Raw genomic sequence first — 19,959 nt, forward strand, 5'->3', positions numbered from 1 at the left:
TGCCGTGCACGAAAAAGCCCCGCCGCAAAACTGCAACGGGGCTTTTCAAAAAAAGAGAGACCTAGTACGCGAGGCTTAGAGCTTTTCTAGCACGAGGCTGCTAGCGCCACCGCCGCCATTGCAAATACCCGTCACGCCAATTTTGCCGCCTTCTGTCTGCAGCACGTTCAGCAGGGTGGTCACGATTCGGGCACCGGAAGCACCTAGGGGGTGGCCCAACGATACGGCACCGCCATACACGTTAACCTTTGTGCCTTCTAGGTTCAGCAGCTTGTTGTTAGCCAGTGATACCACCGAAAAAGCCTCATTGATTTCGTAGAAATCAACCTCCGACGCCTCAACGCCGGCATTTTTCAGCGCTTTCGGAATGGCTAGGGCTGGCGTAGTAGTGAACCACTCCGGTGCCTGCTCTGCATCGGCGAAACCACGAATCAGTGCCAGAGGCTTCACGCCTAACTGCTCAGCTTTTTCGCGGCTCATTAGCAGCACAGCAGCAGCGCCGTCATTAAGAGTAGAGGCGTTGGCCGCCGTTACCGAGCCTTCTTTGGTGAAAGCTGGCTTGAGGTTGGCAAACTTAGCGAAGTCGGCTTTGGTGTATTCCTCGTCGTCTTCTACCACCGTGCTCTTGCCGCGTACCGTTACCGTTACGGGAATGATTTCATCCTTCTTCTTGCCGGCTTTGGCCGCCGCAGCACTGCGCTCGTAGCTCTGCTGGGCAAAGGCATCCTGCTCCTCGCGGGTGATGCCGTAATGCGCAGCCGTAGCATCGGCAGCGTTGCCCATGGCGTAGTCGTGGTAGGGGTCCCACAGGCCGTCGCGGACGAGGCCGTCAATCATCTGGCCGTGGCCATATTTAGCGCCGAAACGAGCTTTATCGAGGTAGTACGGCACATTCGACATGCTCTCCATGCCACCAGCCAGAATCACATCGGCCTGGCCCAGCATGATAGCCTGGGCGCCGAACATAATGGCTTTCGTGCCCGAAGCACACACTTTGTTCACCGTGGTGCATTCCACGGTATCGGGCAAACCTGCTTTTTTGGCTGCCTGACGAGCCGGAGCCTGGCCAAGGTTAGCCGAAATAACATTGCCCATAATTACCTGCTGCACTTCGCTGGCATCAACGCCGGCTTTTTCCAAAGCACCCTTCAGGGCAATGGCACCTAGCTCCGTTGCCGACAGCGTAGACAAGCTGCCCCCGAAAGAGCCGATGGGCGTCCGGACCGCGGCCACGATTACTACTTCTTTGATTTGCATAAAACGAGTGGGTGGGATTGGTTGAATTCAGGTTCAAAGGTAGCCGTTAGTCCAGACATGCCCGAAACGTACCCTCAATTTTGCGGGCGCCTCTTAGGCACTTCAAGCCCGGCAGAGGGGTAGTGGAAAGCTAGGCGCCTCATGGCTACTACCAGCCGGGCATATCTTTTTCCTTGGGCTTGGTTGCTTTGCGCGGCAGCTGCTGCAAATATTGGCGCTCGGTGGCTTGTAGCGCGTCCAAAATTTGGCGGGCCTGGCCGGTACTGATGTTCATTTGCTGCAGTCGTGCTCGTTGGGTCTGCATGTTAGCCTCGGCATTGCTGGCTGCCTCGGTGCCTCCGCGCCGACTGGTGCCACCAGTTGCTTCCTCACCTGTTTCCTGCTGGCTTAGCCCCCGCACCGAGCCTGGCTCTTGGCCTTGTGCTACGCTGCGCTGCTCACCGGCTCCCGGCCGGAAGCTACCATTCGCTGATGAGCCCGCGGCAGAAGACGGCTGACGCGGGTTGCGCTGCCCAGTGGCATCAGGCTCCGCCAACGACGCGTTGCGCGGGTTCTGAGGTTGCGTGGGGTCATCGAGCTGGCCCTTCTGATCAGCTCCGGCCCGCGAAGCCGCTGCCTGCTGGTCTTGTTGCTGTGGTCCGCCATCAGTGCCGGGTGGGGGTGGTAGCAGCTGGGGCTGCTTGGTTTGGCGGGCTAGGTAGTCGCGCAGCAGCTCGTAGTTCTGGCGGGCATCGGAGTTAGTCGGATTCGCCAACAACGCCTGGCGTAGTAAGCTCAGGGCCTGTGCAAAATCCTTGCGGCCAGCCGCTAGGCTAGCCAGCTGCTGCAACGCCACACTCCGGATAAAAGCCGATTTACTAGTTGATAAGCGGCTATAGTAGCTCTGCGCTTCGGCTGTGCGGCCCGTTTGAGCCGTGGCGTGAGCCAGGTTCAGCCACACGGCGTCCTCTTTGGCGCCCAGTGTTATGGCCGCTCTCTTATAGGCCGCAGCAGCGGTTATATAATCCTTCTGGGCAAACGCTTGGGCGCCTTGTTGCACGGCTTCATTGCGGTCATGAATGCGCGTGAGGCCACCCCAGGTGCTTAGCAGTAAAATTCCTCCTAGTACCAGGTTTTTCACGGACGAATCACTTTTACAGTTATCAGGACATCCAGTAGCATAAGCACCAGCGCTATTACTAAAGGATAACGGTAGCGGTTATCCGCCACCGAAACAGTACGAACCTGCTCGGCCTGGCCTTCTAAGCGGTTTAGGGCATTCAGCAGTAACGGAAACTCGTTGCGTTGGTCAGTGAGTTCAAAATACTGTCCGCCCGTCTGCTCAGCCAGCCGGCGCAGGGGGGTAGGGTTGAGGCGGCTTACGGCTTCGCGGCCCCTAGGGTCGCGCATGTAGCCTCGCCCCCCGGTTTGTGGAATTCGGCTTCCTTCTGTTGTTCCGACCCCTAAAGTAAACACCCGCGCTCCTGAGCGAGCCAGTACCCGCACCGTGGGCTCCAGGTTTTCGCCAAAGTCTTCGCCATCGGTCACCAATACTACTGCTGTGGCGCGCGTGGGAACTGCCGGAGCGGCAGCAGGAGTGAGGGCCTGTAAGCGTGTCAGAACCAGTTCAAGCGGCGGAACTAAGTCCGTGCCGCCTGCGGGAACCAGAGAAGTCTGCAACGTCGTCAGAAAAAGCTGCAGGGCTGCTTGGTCGTAAGTGAGGGGGCATTGCACGTAGGCTTCGCCGGCAAACACAATCAGCCCCAGCCGATCAGCTTGGAAGCGGCTGGTAAGGTTGGCGAGTTCGGCCTTTACCTTCTGCAGGCGCGACGGCGCCACATCCGGAGCATCCATCGAGCGGGAAAGGTCTACCAGCAGCCATACATCTTTGCCGGCAGTACGCACCGGGCGTTGGGTAAGCCCATAGGCGGGCCCCAGAATAGCTAGGCCTAGTAACCCAAAATACAGCAGCCGCAATCCAAGTTTCCAGCCTAGCCGCCAGCCGCGTTGCCCCAACGGAGCCGCAAGTCGGCGGGTACGCAAGGCATAACCGAGGTACAATAGAAAAAAAAATACAGCCGCCAACCCCTCAGGGATGCCCGGTGTGTAAGCCCAGTTTAGCACCACGGTAACCACTTATTCCTCACAAGATAAAGGCTTAAAAACAGGAGTCTGTACTAGGTCGAATTTGCTGCCAAAACGAGGTGTAAGCCTCACTTTGGAACGGCAAGATGGAAGATATTTTTTTTGAAAAACGTTTGTTTGTCCATTCTGCTTGTATATTTGCACACCTTTTAACCGGAAAGGCATTCCACCTGGAGAGGTGGGTGAGTGGCTGAAACCAGTAGTTTGCTAAACTGCCGTAGCTCTAAAGGCTACCGGGGGTTCGAATCCCCCCCTCTCCGCTTTGTGCATATTGTTTTTTGATTGCCGGTAGTCTAGTCTACGCCTTTCAAACTTCAATTTTTTCGGGGTGTAGCGTAGCCCGGTATCGCGCCTGCTTTGGGAGCAGGAGGCCGCAGGTTCGAATCCTGCCACCCCGACCAACACAATAGCCGTCAGCCCACCTCTGGGGCGGGCGGCTATTTGTTTTTGACCCCGTAGCTCAGTTGGATAGAGCAGCTGCCTTCTAAGCAGCCGGTCATTGGTTCGAATCCAATCGGGGCCACGGTGCTAATTAGCCACTTAACTTTAGAGTTAAGTGGCTTTTTTTGTTGCCTTTGCTTAACACTTGTGGTGTTTAGTATTCCGCGCTCTGCTTAGTTGAAATGAAAAAGCAGGCTTTCCTTAACTGCAAGGGAAAATTTATGATTGAAATGCCGCTTTTTCCAGTGGTTTGCTTGCGTTAATTCTTGCACTCTAGGCTCTATTTATTGTAAAAGGGAGGTAGTACATTTGAGAAAATAGCAAGTTACTGCTAGGTCGGTTCTGGCAGCAGCTGTAGTGGCGCATCACGCCAGATTTTTCAGCGTTGAATGCGTTCAGCTTTTCTCATACCTCTACTTCCCATGAAGAAAACCTTACTACTTTTTTTTGCCGGCAGCCTGCTAATGGCGGGCAACGTCAAGGCGCAATGGGTTAAGCAGCGTTTTTCGTTCTCAGTAGATAGCAATGTGGCGCTGTACACCGATGCGATTGACAATAACACGGCCTGGGCCTTGTCTAATAGGTTTTTAAGCCGTGCATCGGCAAATGAAGTTGCCAAAACATTCGACGGTGGGCAAAACTGGACGGTATTCCCGGTAACTGGAGTTGACCCGCAAACGGAAATTATTCAGAGCTTGTCGGCCGTGAGTGCCACTACCGCCTGGGTAGTAACCTTACCAATAAGCATTGGTCCGGGTCGAATCCTGAAAACCACCAATGGCGGCTCTACTTGGACTGTGCAGACGGATAAGCTTTTTATCGGCGAGTACAGCTATGCTAATACCATTCACTTCTTTAATGCCAATGATGGGGTAGTGCTAGGTGACCCGGATGGTCTGAATGGCGGAGGGATGGAAATCTACTATACCTCAGATGGTGGCACAACTTGGACTCGTTCCCAAAATGTGCCTATTGGGACGGAAGGAGAGTTTGGTACACTATATCCGCCGGCGGTGTTTGGCAACTCTATTTGGGTGGCCAATGACGAAGGCGACATCTTTCGCTCAACCGATAAGGGCGTGACCTGGAGTGTAACGCGTGATGTGGCCCCAGAGCCCATTGAGAATCTGGCGTTTCGGGATGCTCAGAACGGACTAGCCCTTGTTAGCGACACAAGTGGTACCAAACACAAACTGTTCGGTACTTCTGATGGTGGCGTTACCTGGGCACCAAAAACCTATTCCGGGCCATTGCGTGGGTTCGGGCTTACTAGCGTGCCGGGCACCGGCAACTACCTGTCTGTCGGAGCACTTGAGTCGACAGGAGATATTGGCTCTTCTTACAGCCGGGATAATGGCCAGACCTGGCTAAACATTGAAAGCAATACGCTGCACCTGTTTGTAGATGCGGCAGGCCCTACTGCGGTTTGGAGCGGTACACTTAATCCTGACAACGGCTACGGCGACGGAGTCAATAAACTGGTGAGCACGGTACTGCCTAACCGCACGGCCACGCTGGTTGCCGGTGCCACCTTGGTACCCAACCCGAGCGCCGACGGCCGGTTTGATTTGCAGTGGCCCAGCGCGGCGCACCAAGGCGAGGCCGTGCTGACCGTAACAGATGCACTAGGACGGCAGGTATGGCGGCAGCAGCTGAACGCTAGCCAGCTTAAGCAGACCAACCTCAATTTGGGGCAGCAGAAAGCCGGGATATATCAGGTGAAGCTGGAGTCGAAAGCAGGGGTGAGCCACCTGCGGGCCCAGGTGTTGTAAGAGCTGTTTTGAGCAGATTTCAGAAGCCGCCGCTACTTGGGTACCGGCGGCTTTTTTTATGTGGGAGTTACTGGTCAAATCGGCCTTATTGCTGGCAAAAACCGAATATTTTCGGTATCTTTGCCTACTTACGCACTAAGCGCTGAACCAACCGCAACATGAGCGAAACTAAAGAGAAAAAAGCCCCCGCCGAGTACTCCGCCAATAGCATTCAGGTACTCGAAGGGCTCGAAGCCGTGCGCAAACGCCCCTCGATGTACATCGGGGACACCGGTATCAAAGGCTTGCACCACCTCGTGTGGGAGGTAGTTGATAACTCCATCGACGAAGCCCTGGCCGGTCATTGCGACACGATCCACGTAACCATTAACGAAAATAATTCCATCACCGTCCGCGATAACGGCCGTGGTATCCCTGTTGATTTCCACCAGAAAGAAGGCCGCTCGGCTCTGGAAGTGGTAATGACGGTGCTGCACGCCGGTGGCAAGTTCGACAAGGACAGCTACAAGGTGTCGGGCGGTTTGCACGGGGTAGGTGTGAGCTGCGTGAACGCACTCAGCCAGGACTTGAAAGTGACCGTACGCCGCAACGGCAAGATGTACGAGCAGGAGTACAAAATTGGTGCTCCTCAGTATCCGGTGCGCGAAATTGGTGAAACCGAGGAACATGGTACCCAGGTTGAATTCCTGCCTGACTCCACCATCTTCACGGAGTCAGTGTATAAGTACGCCACCATTGCCTCGCGCCTGCGGGAACTGGCGTACCTGAACCGTGGCATTCGTATTACGCTCACTGACCGCCGCGAACCCGGCGAAAATGGAGCCGAGTTCCTGGGTGAAGAGTTTTACTCTACGGGCGGCCTAGCCGAATTCGTGCAGTACCTCGACGGCTCGGAGCGCCACGCCCTCATGCCGGCTCCTATTCACGTAATCAGTGAAAAAGGCAGCACCCCGGTAGAAGTAGCCCTGCAGTACAACGACTCGTACCAGGAAAACATCTTCTCCTACGTTAATAACATCAACACCCACGAGGGCGGCACGCACGTAGCGGGCTTCCGTTCGGCCCTTACCCGCACCCTGAAGGCCTACGCCGACAAGTCGGGAAAGCTGGAAAAGGCGAAAGTGGAGATTTCCGGCGAAGACTTCCGGGAAGGCCTCACGGCCGTTATTTCGGTGAAAGTGCAGGAGCCGCAGTTTGAAGGCCAGACCAAAACCAAGTTGGGCAACAACGAGGTAAGCGGCGCGGTAAACACTGTAGTGGGCGAAATCCTGAGCCAGTACCTGGAGGAAAACCCCAAGGAAGCCGGCATTATCGTGGAGAAAGTAATTCTGGCCGCTAAGGCCCGGATTGCAGCCCGCAAGGCCCGCGAGATGGTGCAGCGCAAATCAGTGCTGGGTTCTACCTCGCTGCCTGGTAAGCTGGCCGACTGCTCGGAATCGGATCCGGAAATCTGCGAAATCTACCTGGTAGAAGGTGACTCGGCCGGTGGAACTGCCAAGCAGGGCCGCAACCGCGCCTTCCAGGCTATTTTGCCCCTGCGGGGTAAGATCCTGAACGTAGAGAAAGCCCAAGAGCACCGCATTCTGGAAAACGAAGAAATCCGGAACATGATTACGGCCCTGGGCGTGAGCTTTGGGGTGCAAGCCGACCTAGAGAAGGGAATTGAGGCTGATGCCAAAGCCCTGAACACGGCCAAGCTGCGCTACCACAAGGTCATCATCATGACCGACGCCGACATCGACGGCTCGCACATCCGGACCTTGATCCTGACCTTCTTCTTCCGCTACATGCGCGAGCTAGTAGATCGGGGATACATTTACATTGCCCTGCCACCGCTTTACCTCGTGAAACGCGGCAAAGAAGAGCGCTACTGCTGGACCGAGGACGAGCGGATGCAGGCCCAGGAAGACCTAGGCCGCGGCAAGCCCGAAACCGTGAACGTGCAGCGCTACAAAGGCCTAGGCGAGATGAACGCCGAGCAGCTGTGGTCTACGACCATGCAGCCCTCGACTCGTTCGCTGAAGCAAGTAACTGTTGAATCAGCTGCCGAGGCTGACCACTTGTTCTCCATGCTCATGGGGGATGAGGTAGCGCCTCGCCGCGACTTTATTGAGAAAAACGCCAAATACGCGAAACTCGACGTGTAATTGACTTTTCGAAAAGGCCCGCTGCAAAGCGGGCCTTTTTTTGTGCCTAACTTTTCCAATATGAGCCAGCGACAATTGATTTCTTCGGGCGCCCCCTGGGAGCCAATCGTAGGCTACTCGCGGGCGGTGCGCGTGGGCAACCTGGTAGAGGTCGCCGGCACCACGGCGCAAGATGGTGCAATAGTAACCGGTGGCCCCGATGCCTACTTGCAGGCCAAACGTGCCCTAGTAAAAATAGGGGAGGCACTGCAGGCCGCAGGTGCTTCGTTGGAGCAGGTGGTGCGTACACGTATTTACCTGACGGATATGGCCGACTGGGAAGCTGTGGGAAAAGCTCATGGTGAAGTGTTTGGCAGCATTCGGCCGGCTGCTACGATGCTGGTAGTTAAGGCCCTGATCAGCCCTAGTCTTCTGGTTGAGATAGAAGCAACCGCTATTATTCCGGATTAACCATACTTGTACGGCCGTTTGCTCGTATTTTGTCCGGTCTTTCTTCCTTAGCATGAAATTATTCAAGTCCGCCGACCTCATTCGCAAAAGCAAGTACATCAGCCGCGACCTGAGCTGGCTGCGCTTTAACTACCGCGTGCTCGACCAAGCCCGCGACGCTGGCCGCTCGCTCTTCGATCGGCTGCGCTTCATGGCCATTACCAGCAGCAACCTCGATGAGTTTTTCATGATTCGGGTTGGCTCGCTGTATAACTATATTGATTACGGTAAGGAGCGCGTCGATTACTCAGGGCTGCGGGAAATGCCGTTTCGGCGGAAGCTGCTGGATTTTGCCCACCGCTTCATTAACGACCAGTCGTTAACATACCTCAATGAGCTGAAGCCGCTGTTTGAAAAGAATGGCTTCAATGTGCTCAAGATGGAGGAGCTGACGGAGCTGGAGCTGAAAAAGGCCGATGGCTACTTCAAGAACACCATCTTCCCGCTGCTCACGCCTATGGTCTACGACTCGTACCATGGCTTCCCGCTGATGATGAACCAGATGCTCATCTTCGGGGTAGTGACGCTGGCCGGCGGCGGGCTTGATGGCAGCAGCGAAGCCGAGCGCGGCCAAGACCGGCTCACCTTCGTGCAGATTCCGCAAAACCTTTCGCGCTTCTTTGAGCTGACCCGCAAAGACAAAGTCATTTTTGTGCCGATTGAGGAAATTGTGCGGGCCAACCTGCCCAAGCTGTTCCGTAACGTCGAGATTCTGTCGGCTAACCTGTTCCGGATTACCCGCAACGGCGACTTCACCTTGGAAGAGTCCGACGACATTGACGTAGACTTCATTAAGGAAATTCAGCTAGGGCTCAAAACGCGCAAGAAAGGCCGCGTGGTACGCCTGGAGGTAGAGCCGAATGCCTCTGGATTGCTGATGCAGGTGCTGCGGGAGCGGTGGAATATTGACAACGGCAACGTCTTCGTTATCAACTCGCTGATTGATATGAAGGGCTTGTTGCAGATTCTCAAGCACCCGAATTTCCGGGGCAAGGGGTTCCGGCAGCCAGCTGCCATTACGCCGCTAAGCCTGCCAGAAGGAGCCGAGGACAACCTCTTCGACTACCTCAAAACGCACGATGTATTGTTGCATCACCCCTATAACAACATTGACCCCGTGGTGCGCCTGCTGGAGCAAGCCGCCGAGGATCCGCACGTACTAGGCATCAAGCAAACCATCTACCGCCTTGCCGACGATTCGCGCGTGACGGCGGCGCTACTGAAAGCGGCCGAAAACGGCAAGCACGTGTCGGTACTGTTTGAGGTGAAGGCCCGTTTTGATGAGGAACGGAATATTCGGGAGGGCGCCAAGCTGGAAAAAGCGGGCTGCTTCGTCATTTATGGGGTGAGCAAGTACAAGACGCACACCAAGATGATGATGATCATCCGGAAGGAAGGCGAGAAGGTGACGCGCTACGTACACATTGGCTCCGGTAACTACAACGAGCAGACTTCTCGCATCTACACCGACGTAAGCCTGCTGACTACCAACGACATATATGGCCACGACGTGTCCGAGTTCTTTAACGTAATCACGGGCCACTCTCAGCCTGATGATTATGAGTACCTGATTACAGCGCCCAAAGACATGCGGCAGCAGCTGATTTCCTTAATCCGGGAGGAGGTGCGCAACGCTAAAAAAGGCCTGCCCAGCGGGATTGTAATGAAGATGAACTCCTTGGAAGACAAGGAGATGATTGACGAGTTCTACAAGGCTAGTAAGGCCGGCGTGCCTATCCGGTTTATTGTGCGGGGCATTTGCTGCCTGCGGCCGGGCCGCGTAGGACTTAGTGAAAACATTGAGGTGCGCAGCATCGTGGGCGACTATCTGGAGCACGCGCGTATGTTCTATTTCCATCAGGCCGGACACCCGAAAGTATATGCCGGCTCCGCCGACCTGATGGTGCGTTCCTTCGACCGCCGCATTGAGGCCCTGTTCCTGATTGCGAATCCGCAGCTGGCCCTGGAGGCCATCAATATTCTGTATTTCAACCTTAAAGACAACCAGAATACCTACGTGATGCGTGAAGACGGCGCGTATATCCGGCGCCAGCCCGCGCCTGACGAGCCGATATTCAACGTGCATAAGGAGTTCTACCGCAAGAGCTTCGCGCAGGTGGCCGAAACGCAGCTGTTCGATGAGTGGCTGTCCTGCTCAACCATTCGTACATCGTCGGCCGAGGACAACAGCCAACCTTCTGACCCCGCTGGTGAGGAAGTAATGGCGCCAAACGAAGTAGTAGCCGCCACTACCCTGGAGCAGGAGCCCGACTCAGAAGCAGCGCTGGAGTAGGGTTTGCCCTGCTTCGATACCTAGTACGTTCCAACTCAAAACGCCCATCTTCTGCGCCTGCATGGCAAGCAGAAGATGGGCGTTTCAAATCAAGAATAAGGCTAGTAAACGACTGGCCCCTATTCTACTTCCGTGGGGCGGCTTTGCATGGCTGGTTTCGGGCAACCGGGCGTGTGGTCGTCGGAGGCGCGGATTTCGTCGAAGTGCTCTTCGAATAGCGTCTGCAGCATGCCATCCTTTAGGCCAATATCCGGCACAATCATCTCCTGAATTTTCGCCCATTCCATGGCCGACAGATAAATGTGGCCGGCAGGCACAATCACATCGGCGCGGTCGGGGTTCAGCAGCGCTACATTCACGCGCTCATCCATCGTCATACTAGTCAGCTGCTCGAGTATGGTGGCGATGCGCTTGCGGGTTACGGGCTTATCAAGCTGGGGCTGGGCCAGGCTGTAGAGCTTGTTGATGTTGCCGCCAGTGCCAATGGCGCGCGACACATGGTAGCGGCGGCCATTCTCGGTTACCCACTCCTCCATACGCTGCCAGGTTTCGCGCATGGCCTCGGTGCTGAGGCCGGCTTCTTCCTGTTGCATGCGCCGGATGCTGCCCACCTCAAACGACTGCGACGCGACTTTGCGCCGGTTGTGGTAGATGTTAAACTCGGTGCTGCCCCCGCCCACATCAATGTGCAGGTAGTGCTTTTTGTCTTCGAGCAGGTTCTCAATGACGCGGTTAATGTACGCCGCTTCGTCCTGACCGTCGATAATGCGGATGTCGATGCCTAGCTCCGCACGAATGCGGGCGGCTACTTCGGGGCCGTTTTCGGCGGTGCGCATGGCGGAGGTGGCGCATACCAGATAGTGGTTAGGCGCTACGTCGTGCACTTCCATCAGCAGCTTAAGGGCGTGCAGAAACTTGATGAACTTGTCTTGCTTTTTGGGCGAAATACGGCCCGAGGCAAATACATCTTCACCGAGCCGCAAGGGGTAGCGCACATACTCCACTCGCTTCAGCCGGTACCGGTCGCCGTAGTGGAGTACTGCCGAAATCTGGCACCTTACAGCGTTGGATCCGATATCAATGGCGGCCAGTTTCAGGAGCGGGTAGTCCATGCAGGAAAGGGGTGTAGCGGAAAGATGACGGCGTAAATATAGCCGTTCAGGTCAGGTAGGCCACCTGGTTGGGGTAGTAACCGGAAGTTTGATTTCGCCTTGCGGCAAACTGCTACCTAGCAAGACGTCGGCAACTTGCTAATTATCAATTCGAAAACCTAGCCCAAACTGAATCAGGCCATTTTCCGGGGACTTCTGGTACGATACCGACAGGGCCAGCTGATCGGACACCGGCGCCACGTAGAAGCCCGCGCCGTAGCCGTCGTGCCAGCCATCCGGCGAGGAGCCTTTGTAGTACACGCGGCCTTTATCATAGAAGCCAAACACGCCGTAAGAAAACGGCAGGAAAGAGGTTTGAACGCGACCGAGGGCTAGGCGCAGCTCTGTGTTCAGGTATAGGCTGGCGTCGCCGGTGAAGCGCGTGCGGTAGTAGCCGCGCAGGTTTTCGCGCTGGCCTAGGCTAGTGAACTTGTAGAACGGAATATCGTCGTCGTTGCCGTAGTTGCGGCCGCCACCGCCCTTCACTACTAGGGTCACGGGAATGCCAAGCCGCGCCGTGCCGTAGTATTCCGCGAAGCCCTGCGTGAGGCCGAAGTTGCCCTTGTTGCCATTCAGCTGGTGATACGTGTCGTGCTGCACGAGTAGGCGCACGCCGCGGCGGGCAAAGTTCTGCCGGTCTCGCAAGTCTACATCCAACAGGGCGTTCACTCCAATCAGCCGCTGAAAATCGACGTTGGGAATGCGGTCGTCTGGTACGGGCAGCTGGCCGCGCTCCAACTGGCCCAGATAGCTGCTGCCGGCGTAGCTGGCCGTATACTGCTCGTAGCTCGGGCCAATGCGGAACAGGCTGCGCTGCCAGAACTGGCGCTCCGTAAAGGCATTCAGTGTGAAGCCTTTGTAGCGGGCCTTGTAGAATTTATCGTCGTAAAGGTCTTGGTCTTTTTGCGTGTCGTTGCCTAGGCCGAAGAAGTTGTAGAACGGAAAGAAATTGCCGTACTCAGTGCGGGCGCCCACATCCCACTTCTTGAAGGCGTAGCGGTGGCGCGTAGCCAACGAAACCTGAAAGTTGCCGCCGCTTGATCCGCGAATGTCGAAGGAATACAGGTTTTTGAAACCAGGTTTGCGGAAGCCTTGGCGCACAAAATCGGCCCCGGCACCCACTCCAATACCATCGTTGGCATTCACAATTACAGTTGCGCGGGGCTTGTAGCTATTGTACTCAAACGCCTCCCGGTCGTAGCCGTTTACGTCGGGCCGCGTGGAGGTTCGGTTGTCGCTTTCGGAGCCTAGCTTCAAGTCGGTGTCTGGCACATCGTACACCTTCGTGAGCGTGCGAAGGCCGCTTACCTGGGAGTTATCCGTAATCTGGTCCTTGCCCTTGCCACCCACAATCCTAACCAGCACGCTCTGGCGGGCAGAGCCAGTTACAGTAAACACATCCTTACCATCCAAGCCGTACAGGCTGATTTCCTGGGTTTCTTGGGGCTTGAAGGTGCGGTCGAAGAGTGCGTCGCCTGCCGGCTCGTTGCCTTCTTTGGCTTTATCGAACATCTGCACCCGCACCTGGCCATCGGGCTGGCGCTCTACCCGAAATACTTCGGCTTTGTTAGAGCCTACTACATCCACGCGCTTTGCCAGCAACAGGTAGTAGGTATCCAGCGCCTTTGGTAACTGCTGGGCGCGGGCTTTGAGCTTGCGGTTGAGCTCGTCGGTAGAGAGAAGCTTTAGCTCGGGCGGAAGGGTAGCAGTTGCTTCATCAATGGCGGCTGGCGTGATGCGCTCCTGCATGTAACGGGCTATGTCCTGCCATTGCTCGCGGCTCAGGCTCTGCAGCAGAAACCGGTCGAGGTGGCGGGCCGGCCAGTTTAGGCTTTTCATATCATGGAACTCGCCCTGGAAATCCTCAATGCTGGGTACGGCCCACTCGCGGTTGGCCAGGTACGTCAGCACGCCGTTCCATTTCGTGAACGACTGGTCCCGGTCGCGGGGAATGGGCTTGTACACCGTCTGTTTGCCTTGTTTGTAGCCAGCCCATTTCCAGTTGTCTTCGTGCTTGCCAAAATCGGCCACCAGCATATCGAAGGCGCGGGCGCGGCCCAGGGCTACGGCATCAATACGGTTGTCATTGTCTTTGTAGAGCTGGCGGAAAAAGCTGAACGAGCGGCGTACGTCATCGGCGCCGCCAAAGCCCGGCAGGTTGGGCTTGGGGTCAACGGGGCGGTCTTCCAATGTGCCCAACAGGCCGGCATATTCGGCGCGGTAAGGCCCTAGCTGATTGTTATCGGGCAGCACAAACAGGCGCGGCCGCGCATGCAAAATATCCGTCTTATCGAGCAGGGAACCGGTTACTAGTGCCGAATACGGATGAGCAGTAGGGGTAATATCACGCAGGACATCAGCCGCAAAAGAGTTGCGCAGTTCCGGGGGCAGAATGCGCGTCACGTCTTTGTCTACCGAGCGAAAAACATATTCTGAGGAGTCGGCCGCAATTAGTTTAAGCGAAGTTGTCTGGCGCCCACCCCCGCGGCCAAACGGGCGCAGGCCGCCTTTTTCACTAGCTAGGTTCAGGGTCTGAACCTGCACGGGCTGCGTCCAGGAGGTACGATAGAGGTCACCAAGCCAGAAGCGGGAAGAGCCCGTACCAGCGTATTGTTTGCCCGCTGCTAGCGTTTGCGTAGGCTGAAAGGGGGCGTCGGGTTTGGTGGCCGCGACACCTTTCGGCGCCGAAGGGCACTCCGGGATAAAGCTGTTCACTGGCACATTCGACAGCCGGGGCTGCTGGCACGCCGACTGGAACAGCGTGGCCGAGTAGGCTTCGCGCGCCGTAGTTCCTTCGCCTGTGAACGTATAAAAGGTGGTTTTTACCGTGCCGTCCTCGTAATACTCAAGTTGGGAAAAGCCTTCGGCTGATGCATTGAACTGGGAATTGTGGTTGGTCCCGACGTGCTGTTTCTCAGCAAAGGACCCCGACACCAGATGGTAGCTGCCCTCGGCCTCCGTTAGCTGCAGGCTGCAATCATGGGCGGCTGCATACACCGCACCAGGGTGTTCTTTCAGCGTATTGAGTATCTCTTTCTGGAACTGCTGATAGGCGGGGTAGGCCATGTCGCGCGGCGAGCCTACATTTTGGCGGTAAGCAGCATAGAGCGTACCTGCCACTGGCGGCAGCAAGTGCCGACTCAGCGGCATGCGGCCACCATACACGCCGTTGCTGAGTACAGGCTGATGACCAATCAACAGCACATTGCGGCCTTTGGTATCATCGAGCACATCTTGTAGCTGCTCCCGGAACTCCTCCTGAGTCAGGGTTTTGCAGTCGGTATCGGGAGCTTCGGGCCGATCGAAGGGGTGCGTCCACCAGGGGGTGTTAATGGCTACTAGGCGCACCAGGGGCGCGACATCTATAATTTCGGGGCCGGGGCAGCCGCCGGTAGGCACGAAGGCATTCTGGCCGGGTAGCTTTTCCTCAATGTACTTTTCTAGGCGACGTACGCGCTTCAACCCATCGGGGCCGGAGTTAGCCCAATCTTTATCACCGGGCACAAAGTAGAGCTTGCCGTTAGGCAGATTCTGCACTAGCGCAAGTAGGGCATCAATGCGCGCCGTCTGACTGGTTTGGGTTGAGTCTTTGGGGCTGCCTAGGCCTTCATTGCCAGCAATGTCGCCCAAATGAACTACCGTAAACGGAGTAGTTTGGCGGACCAGGGTCTCGCGCAGGGTCTGTAACCGGGCAGGAGAGAGGGTAGAAGTGGCGGTGTTGCCAAGTAGAAATACGGTGTGGGCCGGCGCCGTTACCTGGGCTGCAGCCGTAAGGGAGGCTGTTAGGGCTAGGCTGGTCAGCAGGGTATGCGGGTAGCGTAGAGGCATAGGAGGGGAGTAGTAGAGCTTGTTCTACGGATAAGCTTGCTTTCAGATTTAATCCGGCTTTAATTTCTGAAACCGGCACCGTAGAGCTTACTGACAGCCTCAGTTTCGCCGCTCCGTCAGCCTAGTAAGCAGGCCACTACAACGGCCTCTTACCGTTGCAGGCCTGCCTTATGCGCGTAGTAAGGTGTTTGCTACTTTCGGAACGCCTGTGGTAGCCGGCTCGGAAATAAAGTGCAGATTAGGGCGAGACGTTACCGGCGGACGACTGGGGTCGATGATATAAATTGGGGTAGCGGGATGTACGTAATCTACTAGGCCCGCCGCCGGATATACCTGCAGGGAAGTGCCCACCACCAGAAATACATCGGCCCTGGCGGCTTCCTCAATGGCCTGCTCCATCAGCGGAACGGCCTCGCCAAACCACACAATATTGGGCCGGAGCTGATGACCTTTTTCGCAGTGCTCGCCCAGGTCAATCCGGTCGGTTTCCATCGGATAAATCAACTGGTCGAAATAGGAGCTGCGGGATTCGAAGAGTTTGCCGTGTAAGTGCAGTACCCTTGTTGAGCCGGCGCGCTCATGCAGGTCATCTACATTTTGCGTTATAATTACTACCTCGAATTCGTCCTCCAAGTGGGCCAAAGCCAGGTGTCCGGCATTGGGCTGAGCGGCCCGGGCGGCAGCACGGCGCTGGTTGTAAAACTCCAGCACTAGGCCCGGGTTTTTGGCCCATCCTTCCGGAGTGGCTACGTCTTCTATGTGGTGCCCTTCCCAAAGCCCATCAGAGCCTCGAAACGTAGCCAACCCGCTTTCTGCTGAAATTCCGGCCCCGGTCAGGGCTACTAGTTTCCTTTTCATAGCTGCCTAGTGAAGTACAAGTTGAAAGGACGATACTCAGGCCCCGAGGGTTTTTGTTTCACGAAGGGCTAGGGTGCTGCGTTATTCAAACCGGCCCAGTTCCTGCCGTCGAAACGTCCATTCCGGGGTGCTGACTTGGCTGGCTGTAGGGTCGAGCAGAAACCAGGCGCCGAGGCCAGTGGTATCCCATGGGTTCTGCAATACGTGCATCTGTTGGGCGGGCATGTAGCTTTGAGCCAGCAGCGCAATGCGGCGGCCCGTGCCAGCTTGCGTAGCCACATCCAGCACCAGCACTGCATGGCCCGGCGAGCCGCCCCGAATCAGCACGTCGCCGGGCTGTACCGCGGCCAGTGGTACCGGCGTCAGCTCCCGGCTCAGCGACAAGGTGCCAGCATACGTGAAAATCTGGTCGAGGTAGCGCCGGAACGTGGGGTGTGTGGGCGCTTCTTTTTGCCGTACCGCAGGCAGTACTTTTTCGCCCTTCACCTGGAAGCCTGTGCCCTGGTACCAATCCTGAAACCGAATGTCGTGGCCGCTGGTGAGGTGGAAATGTACTAGGTCGGGGTTCTGGCTAAAGAGGTACTCCGCCCGCAGTCGGATGACGGCATCGGCGCACTGCTGTAAGTCGCGGGTACCTACATCCAGGTTCACTACAGCCGCATGCACATCCTGGCGGTCTTTGGGCTGCCCATTGTAGAGCGAAACCGGCGTGCCAGCGGGCAGCAATGGCAGGAAACGGAGCCAGTGCCCGAAGGAGCCGGGCAATACCGCTACCCGCTGGTAGCCGTTGGGCACAGTAAAACGAGCCACCACCGTCTGGCGCGAGTTGTATTTTCCGGCCGGCAGCCAGCGGTAAACGGGCGTACTGGGTGGAGTAGGAGCAAGCGGAAATGAAACGGCTGCATCACCCCCAAGTACTAGGCCGCAAACGGCACCAAACCTGCCTAATACACTTCTCAATTTCATACAGAAAATACAGTATAGTAATCAGCTAATGAAACGTAGCAATCAGCTGGTTAGTACGTGGTAATCTATCATAAAAAAACGCCTCTACTTGCACAGTAGAGGCGTTTGCACTAAATATAGTAAGAAATCTATTTAACCTTGCCAGTTGCCTTCTTGGCCGTAGTTCCAGTAGCCTTTTTGGCGGCTGGTTTCTTAGCAGCGGGCTTCTTGGCGGCAGCAGCTTTTTTCGCCGGCGTATCTGCTTTCTCGCTGGCTTCCGGAGCGGCTTTTTTAGCGAATCGTCCGCCCTTAGCAGGTTTGTCGGGGGTAGCGGCAGCGAGTTCCAAGCAACGCTCTAACGTCAGATCAGCCGGCTCTTCGCCTTTCGGAATCTTCACGTTTTTCTTGCCCGCCACGATGTACGGCCCAAACCTGCCATTGAGTACCTGTATCTCAGGGTTTTCCGGGAATTCCTTGATGAGCCGCTCGGCGTCTGCCTTGCGCTTGGCCTCAATCAGGTCAACTGCTTCCTGGGCCGTGATGGTGTGCGGGTCCTGCTCTTTGGTGAGCGAGTAGAACTTGCTGTCGTGGCGGATATAGGGCCCGAACCGACCTAGGGCAGCCGTCATGTCCTTGTCCTCAAACTGGCCTACTATGCGGGGCAGCTTAAACAATTCCAGGGCCTCTTCCACCGTGATGCTTTCGATGAACTGGCCTTTCCGCAGGCTGGCGTACACGGCCTTTTCCTCTGAGCCTTCCTTTGGTTCAATCTGAACATACGGTCCAAAACGACCTAAGCGCGCCGTGATTTTCTGGCCCGTTTCCGGGTGCGTCCCGATTTCGCGGTTGCTGCCCAGCGTGCTCCGCTCAATATCCTGGCCACGCTCCACCGTTTCGTGGAATGTGCCGTAGAAGCCCGCCAACATATCAGTCCAGAGCTCCTGCCCATCAGCAATGCGGTCAAATTCGTCCTCAACCTTTGCCGTGAACTGATAGTCGACAATCACGGGGAAGTGCTCAACCAAGAAGTCGTTCACAACCATGGCCGTGTCCGTTGGGAACAGCTTGGCTTTATCAGCACCGTAAGTCTCGGTTTTCACTTCGGTTTTCACCGCGTCGCCTTCCAGCGTCAAGACGTGAAACTTGCGTTCCTTGCCTTCTCGCGTATCTTTTTCTACGTAGCCACGCTTCTGAATCGTGCTGATAGTGGGAGCGTAAGTAGAAGGACGACCAATGCCCATTTCCTCCATTTTCTTCACCAGAGAAGCTTCCGTGTAACGCGCCGCCGGCGCCGCAAAGCGCTCCGTAGCTCGCAGTTGCTGCAGCGGCAGCTCCTGGCCCACGCTCAACGGCGGCAGCCCCCGCGAAAACGATGATTCGCCGTCCTGCTCATCCTCGTCTTTCGACTCAGCATACGCTTTCAGGAAGCCTTCAAACGTGATAACCTCGCCGGTTGCCGTGAGGGTAACGCCCGGCTGCGTACTGATGCCAATAGTAGCCACGGTGCGCTCAATCACAGCATCAGCCATCTGCGAGCCGAGGGCCCGCTTCCGGATCAAATCATACAGACGCTGTTCCTGCGAATCGGAGCCCGCTTTCACCAAAGCAAAGTCGGTGGGGCGAATGGCTTCGTGCGCTTCCTGGGCTGAGGCTGACTTGGTTTTGAACTGTCGGGTGTGGGCGTACTCAGCACCGTAGGCGTCCGTAATGGCGTCTTTTGCCGCCGCCAGCGCGTCCTGCGACAAGTTCACGGAGTCAGTCCGCATATAGCTGATCTTGCCCGCCTCGTACAGCTTCTGCGCTACACTCATGGTTTGAGCTACCGAGAAGCCTAGCTTCCGGGACGCTTCCTGCTGTAGAGTAGAGGTAGTAAATGGCGGAGCTGGGCTACGTTTGCCGGGTTTTTTCTCCAGGTTCTCAATGCGGTAGGCAGCGCCAACGCACCGAGCCAAGAAGGCTTCGGCTTCTTCGCGGGTTTTGTAGCGGGTAGGCAGTTCGGCCTCCAGCACTGCGCCCCGCCCGGCGTCAAACTTAGCCACCACGCGGTAAGCCGAAGACGTTTTAAAGTGGCTGATTTCCCGCTCACGCTCTACAACCAGCCGCACCGCCACCGATTGTACCCGGCCGGCCGAAAGGCCCGTCTTTACTTTTTTCCAGAGTACTGGGCTCAATTCGAAACCCACTAGGCGGTCAAGCACGCGGCGTGCCTGTTGTGCATTCACTAAATTCAGGTCTATTTCCCGGGGCGAGGCAATAGCGTTGAGAATAGCATTTTTGGTGATTTCGCGGAAGACAATCCGCCGCGTTTTGCTATCATTTAGATTCAGAGTTTCCGATAAGTGCCAGGAAATGGCTTCGCCTTCACGGTCATCGTCACTTGCTAACCATACGGTGTCTGCTTCTTTGGCCAGTTTTTTCAACTGGCTGATTATCTCGCGTTTATCGGCCGAAACTACATACGTGGGCTTAAAGCCATTGGCAATGTCGATGGCATTGTTATCCTTGGGCAGGTCGCGCACGTGGCCAAAGCTAGACTTGACAATGAAGTCCTTGCCCAGGTAGCCTTCTATAGTTTTGGCTTTGGCCGGAGATTCGACGATGACTAAATTTTTGACCATAGGGGTGGGATACGCTAGGCTTGTTTCGATAGGAAA

At 56.2% G+C, this 19,959-nt stretch carries 12 protein-coding genes and 3 tRNA genes; 7 read left to right on the plus strand and 8 right to left on the minus strand.

The genetic code is table 11. The features are described 5' to 3' along the window. Positions 1-75 precede the first annotated feature (75 nt). The 3 genes from ACYVGU_RS04875 to ACYVGU_RS04885 form a co-directional block, all read right to left on the minus strand. The gene (locus ACYVGU_RS04875) at positions 76-1,257 is read right to left on the minus strand and encodes an acetyl-CoA C-acyltransferase (protein WP_460612182.1); all 1,182 of its coding nucleotides are present in this window, start codon (positions 1,255-1,257) and stop codon (positions 76-78) included. Between the two features lie 148 nt (positions 1,258-1,405). Beyond that, positions 1,406-2,377 carry a hypothetical protein gene (locus ACYVGU_RS04880; protein ID WP_460621144.1) on the minus strand — a complete coding sequence of 324 codons (972 nt, stop codon included), beginning with the start codon at positions 2,375-2,377 and terminating at the stop codon, positions 1,406-1,408. Next, complete coding sequence (locus tag ACYVGU_RS04885) at positions 2,374-3,279, minus strand: VWA domain-containing protein (protein WP_460621145.1); 906 nt, start codon at positions 3,277-3,279, stop codon at positions 2,374-2,376. The genes ACYVGU_RS04880 and ACYVGU_RS04885 overlap by 4 nt, the downstream gene beginning before the upstream one ends. A 274-nt stretch (positions 3,280-3,553) precedes the next feature. Here ACYVGU_RS04885 and ACYVGU_RS04890 point away from each other — a divergent pair. The 7 genes from ACYVGU_RS04890 (at position 3,554) to ppk1 (ending at position 10,523) form a co-directional block, all read left to right on the plus strand. After that, positions 3,554-3,641: transfer RNA gene (locus ACYVGU_RS04890), tRNA-Ser, on the plus strand. Between the two features lie 64 nt (positions 3,642-3,705). Continuing rightward, a tRNA-Pro gene (locus tag ACYVGU_RS04895) sits at positions 3,706-3,782 on the plus strand. A gap of 48 nt (positions 3,783-3,830) precedes the next feature. Then, positions 3,831-3,904, plus strand: a tRNA-Arg gene (locus tag ACYVGU_RS04900). Positions 3,905-4,244: 340 nt separating this feature from the next. Next, positions 4,245-5,594 (plus strand): T9SS type A sorting domain-containing protein, encoded by a 1,350-nt coding sequence (locus ACYVGU_RS04905; RefSeq protein WP_460621146.1) that lies wholly within the window; start codon positions 4,245-4,247, stop codon positions 5,592-5,594. 158 nt (positions 5,595-5,752) lie between these two features. Next, on the plus strand, positions 5,753-7,741 hold the full coding sequence (gene gyrB / locus ACYVGU_RS04910; protein WP_460612178.1) for a DNA topoisomerase subunit B: 1,989 nt from the start codon (positions 5,753-5,755) through the stop codon (positions 7,739-7,741). 60 nt (positions 7,742-7,801) lie between these two features. Next, positions 7,802-8,191, plus strand: a complete 390-nt coding sequence (locus ACYVGU_RS04915; RefSeq protein WP_460621147.1) for a RidA family protein — start codon at positions 7,802-7,804, stop codon at positions 8,189-8,191. Between the two features lie 52 nt (positions 8,192-8,243). After that, positions 8,244-10,523 carry a polyphosphate kinase gene (gene ppk1 / locus ACYVGU_RS04920; RefSeq protein ID WP_460621148.1) on the plus strand — a complete coding sequence of 760 codons (2,280 nt, stop codon included), beginning with the start codon at positions 8,244-8,246 and terminating at the stop codon, positions 10,521-10,523. Positions 10,524-10,642: 119 nt separating this feature from the next. On the opposite strand, the gene ACYVGU_RS04925 is transcribed toward ppk1, so the two are convergent. From ACYVGU_RS04925 to topA, 5 genes are all read right to left on the minus strand, one after another. Then, a complete protein-coding gene (locus ACYVGU_RS04925) occupies positions 10,643-11,635 on the minus strand; it encodes a Ppx/GppA phosphatase family protein (protein WP_460612175.1) in 993 nt (330 codons plus the stop codon). 138 nt (positions 11,636-11,773) lie between these two features. Then, complete coding sequence (locus ACYVGU_RS04930) at positions 11,774-15,502, minus strand: BamA/TamA family outer membrane protein (RefSeq protein ID WP_460621149.1); 3,729 nt, start codon at positions 15,500-15,502, stop codon at positions 11,774-11,776. A gap of 168 nt (positions 15,503-15,670) precedes the next feature. Beyond that, complete coding sequence (locus tag ACYVGU_RS04935) at positions 15,671-16,360, minus strand: SIR2 family NAD-dependent protein deacylase (protein WP_460621150.1); 690 nt, start codon at positions 16,358-16,360, stop codon at positions 15,671-15,673. An 81-nt stretch (positions 16,361-16,441) separates the two neighbouring features. Further along, on the minus strand, positions 16,442-17,326 hold the full coding sequence (locus ACYVGU_RS04940) for a DUF4846 domain-containing protein (protein ID WP_460621151.1): 885 nt from the start codon (positions 17,324-17,326) through the stop codon (positions 16,442-16,444). Between the two features lie 128 nt (positions 17,327-17,454). Beyond that, positions 17,455-19,923, minus strand: a complete 2,469-nt coding sequence (gene topA / locus ACYVGU_RS04945) for a type I DNA topoisomerase (RefSeq protein ID WP_460621152.1) — start codon at positions 19,921-19,923, stop codon at positions 17,455-17,457. Positions 19,924-19,959 lie beyond the last annotated feature (36 nt).

The sequence above is a fragment of the Hymenobacter tenuis genome (assembly GCF_054780495.1).

Coding starts and splice junctions, on each gene's coding strand:
- ACYVGU_RS04875 (WP_460612182.1), bottom strand. CDS start 1,257: ATGCAAATCAAAGAAGTAGTAATCGTGGCCGCGGTCCGGACGCCCATC.
- ACYVGU_RS04905 (WP_460621146.1), top strand. CDS start 4,245: ATGAAGAAAACCTTACTACTTTTTTTTGCCGGCAGCCTGCTAATGGCG.
- gyrB (WP_460612178.1), top strand. CDS start 5,753: ATGAGCGAAACTAAAGAGAAAAAAGCCCCCGCCGAGTACTCCGCCAAT.
- ACYVGU_RS04915 (WP_460621147.1), top strand. CDS start 7,802: ATGAGCCAGCGACAATTGATTTCTTCGGGCGCCCCCTGGGAGCCAATC.
- ppk1 (WP_460621148.1), top strand. CDS start 8,244: ATGAAATTATTCAAGTCCGCCGACCTCATTCGCAAAAGCAAGTACATC.
- ACYVGU_RS04925 (WP_460612175.1), bottom strand. CDS start 11,635: ATGGACTACCCGCTCCTGAAACTGGCCGCCATTGATATCGGATCCAAC.
- ACYVGU_RS04930 (WP_460621149.1), bottom strand. CDS start 15,502: ATGCCTCTACGCTACCCGCATACCCTGCTGACCAGCCTAGCCCTAACA.
- ACYVGU_RS04935 (WP_460621150.1), bottom strand. CDS start 16,360: ATGAAAAGGAAACTAGTAGCCCTGACCGGGGCCGGAATTTCAGCAGAA.
- ACYVGU_RS04940 (WP_460621151.1), bottom strand. CDS start 17,326: ATGAAATTGAGAAGTGTATTAGGCAGGTTTGGTGCCGTTTGCGGCCTA.
- topA (WP_460621152.1), bottom strand. CDS start 19,923: ATGGTCAAAAATTTAGTCATCGTCGAATCTCCGGCCAAAGCCAAAACT.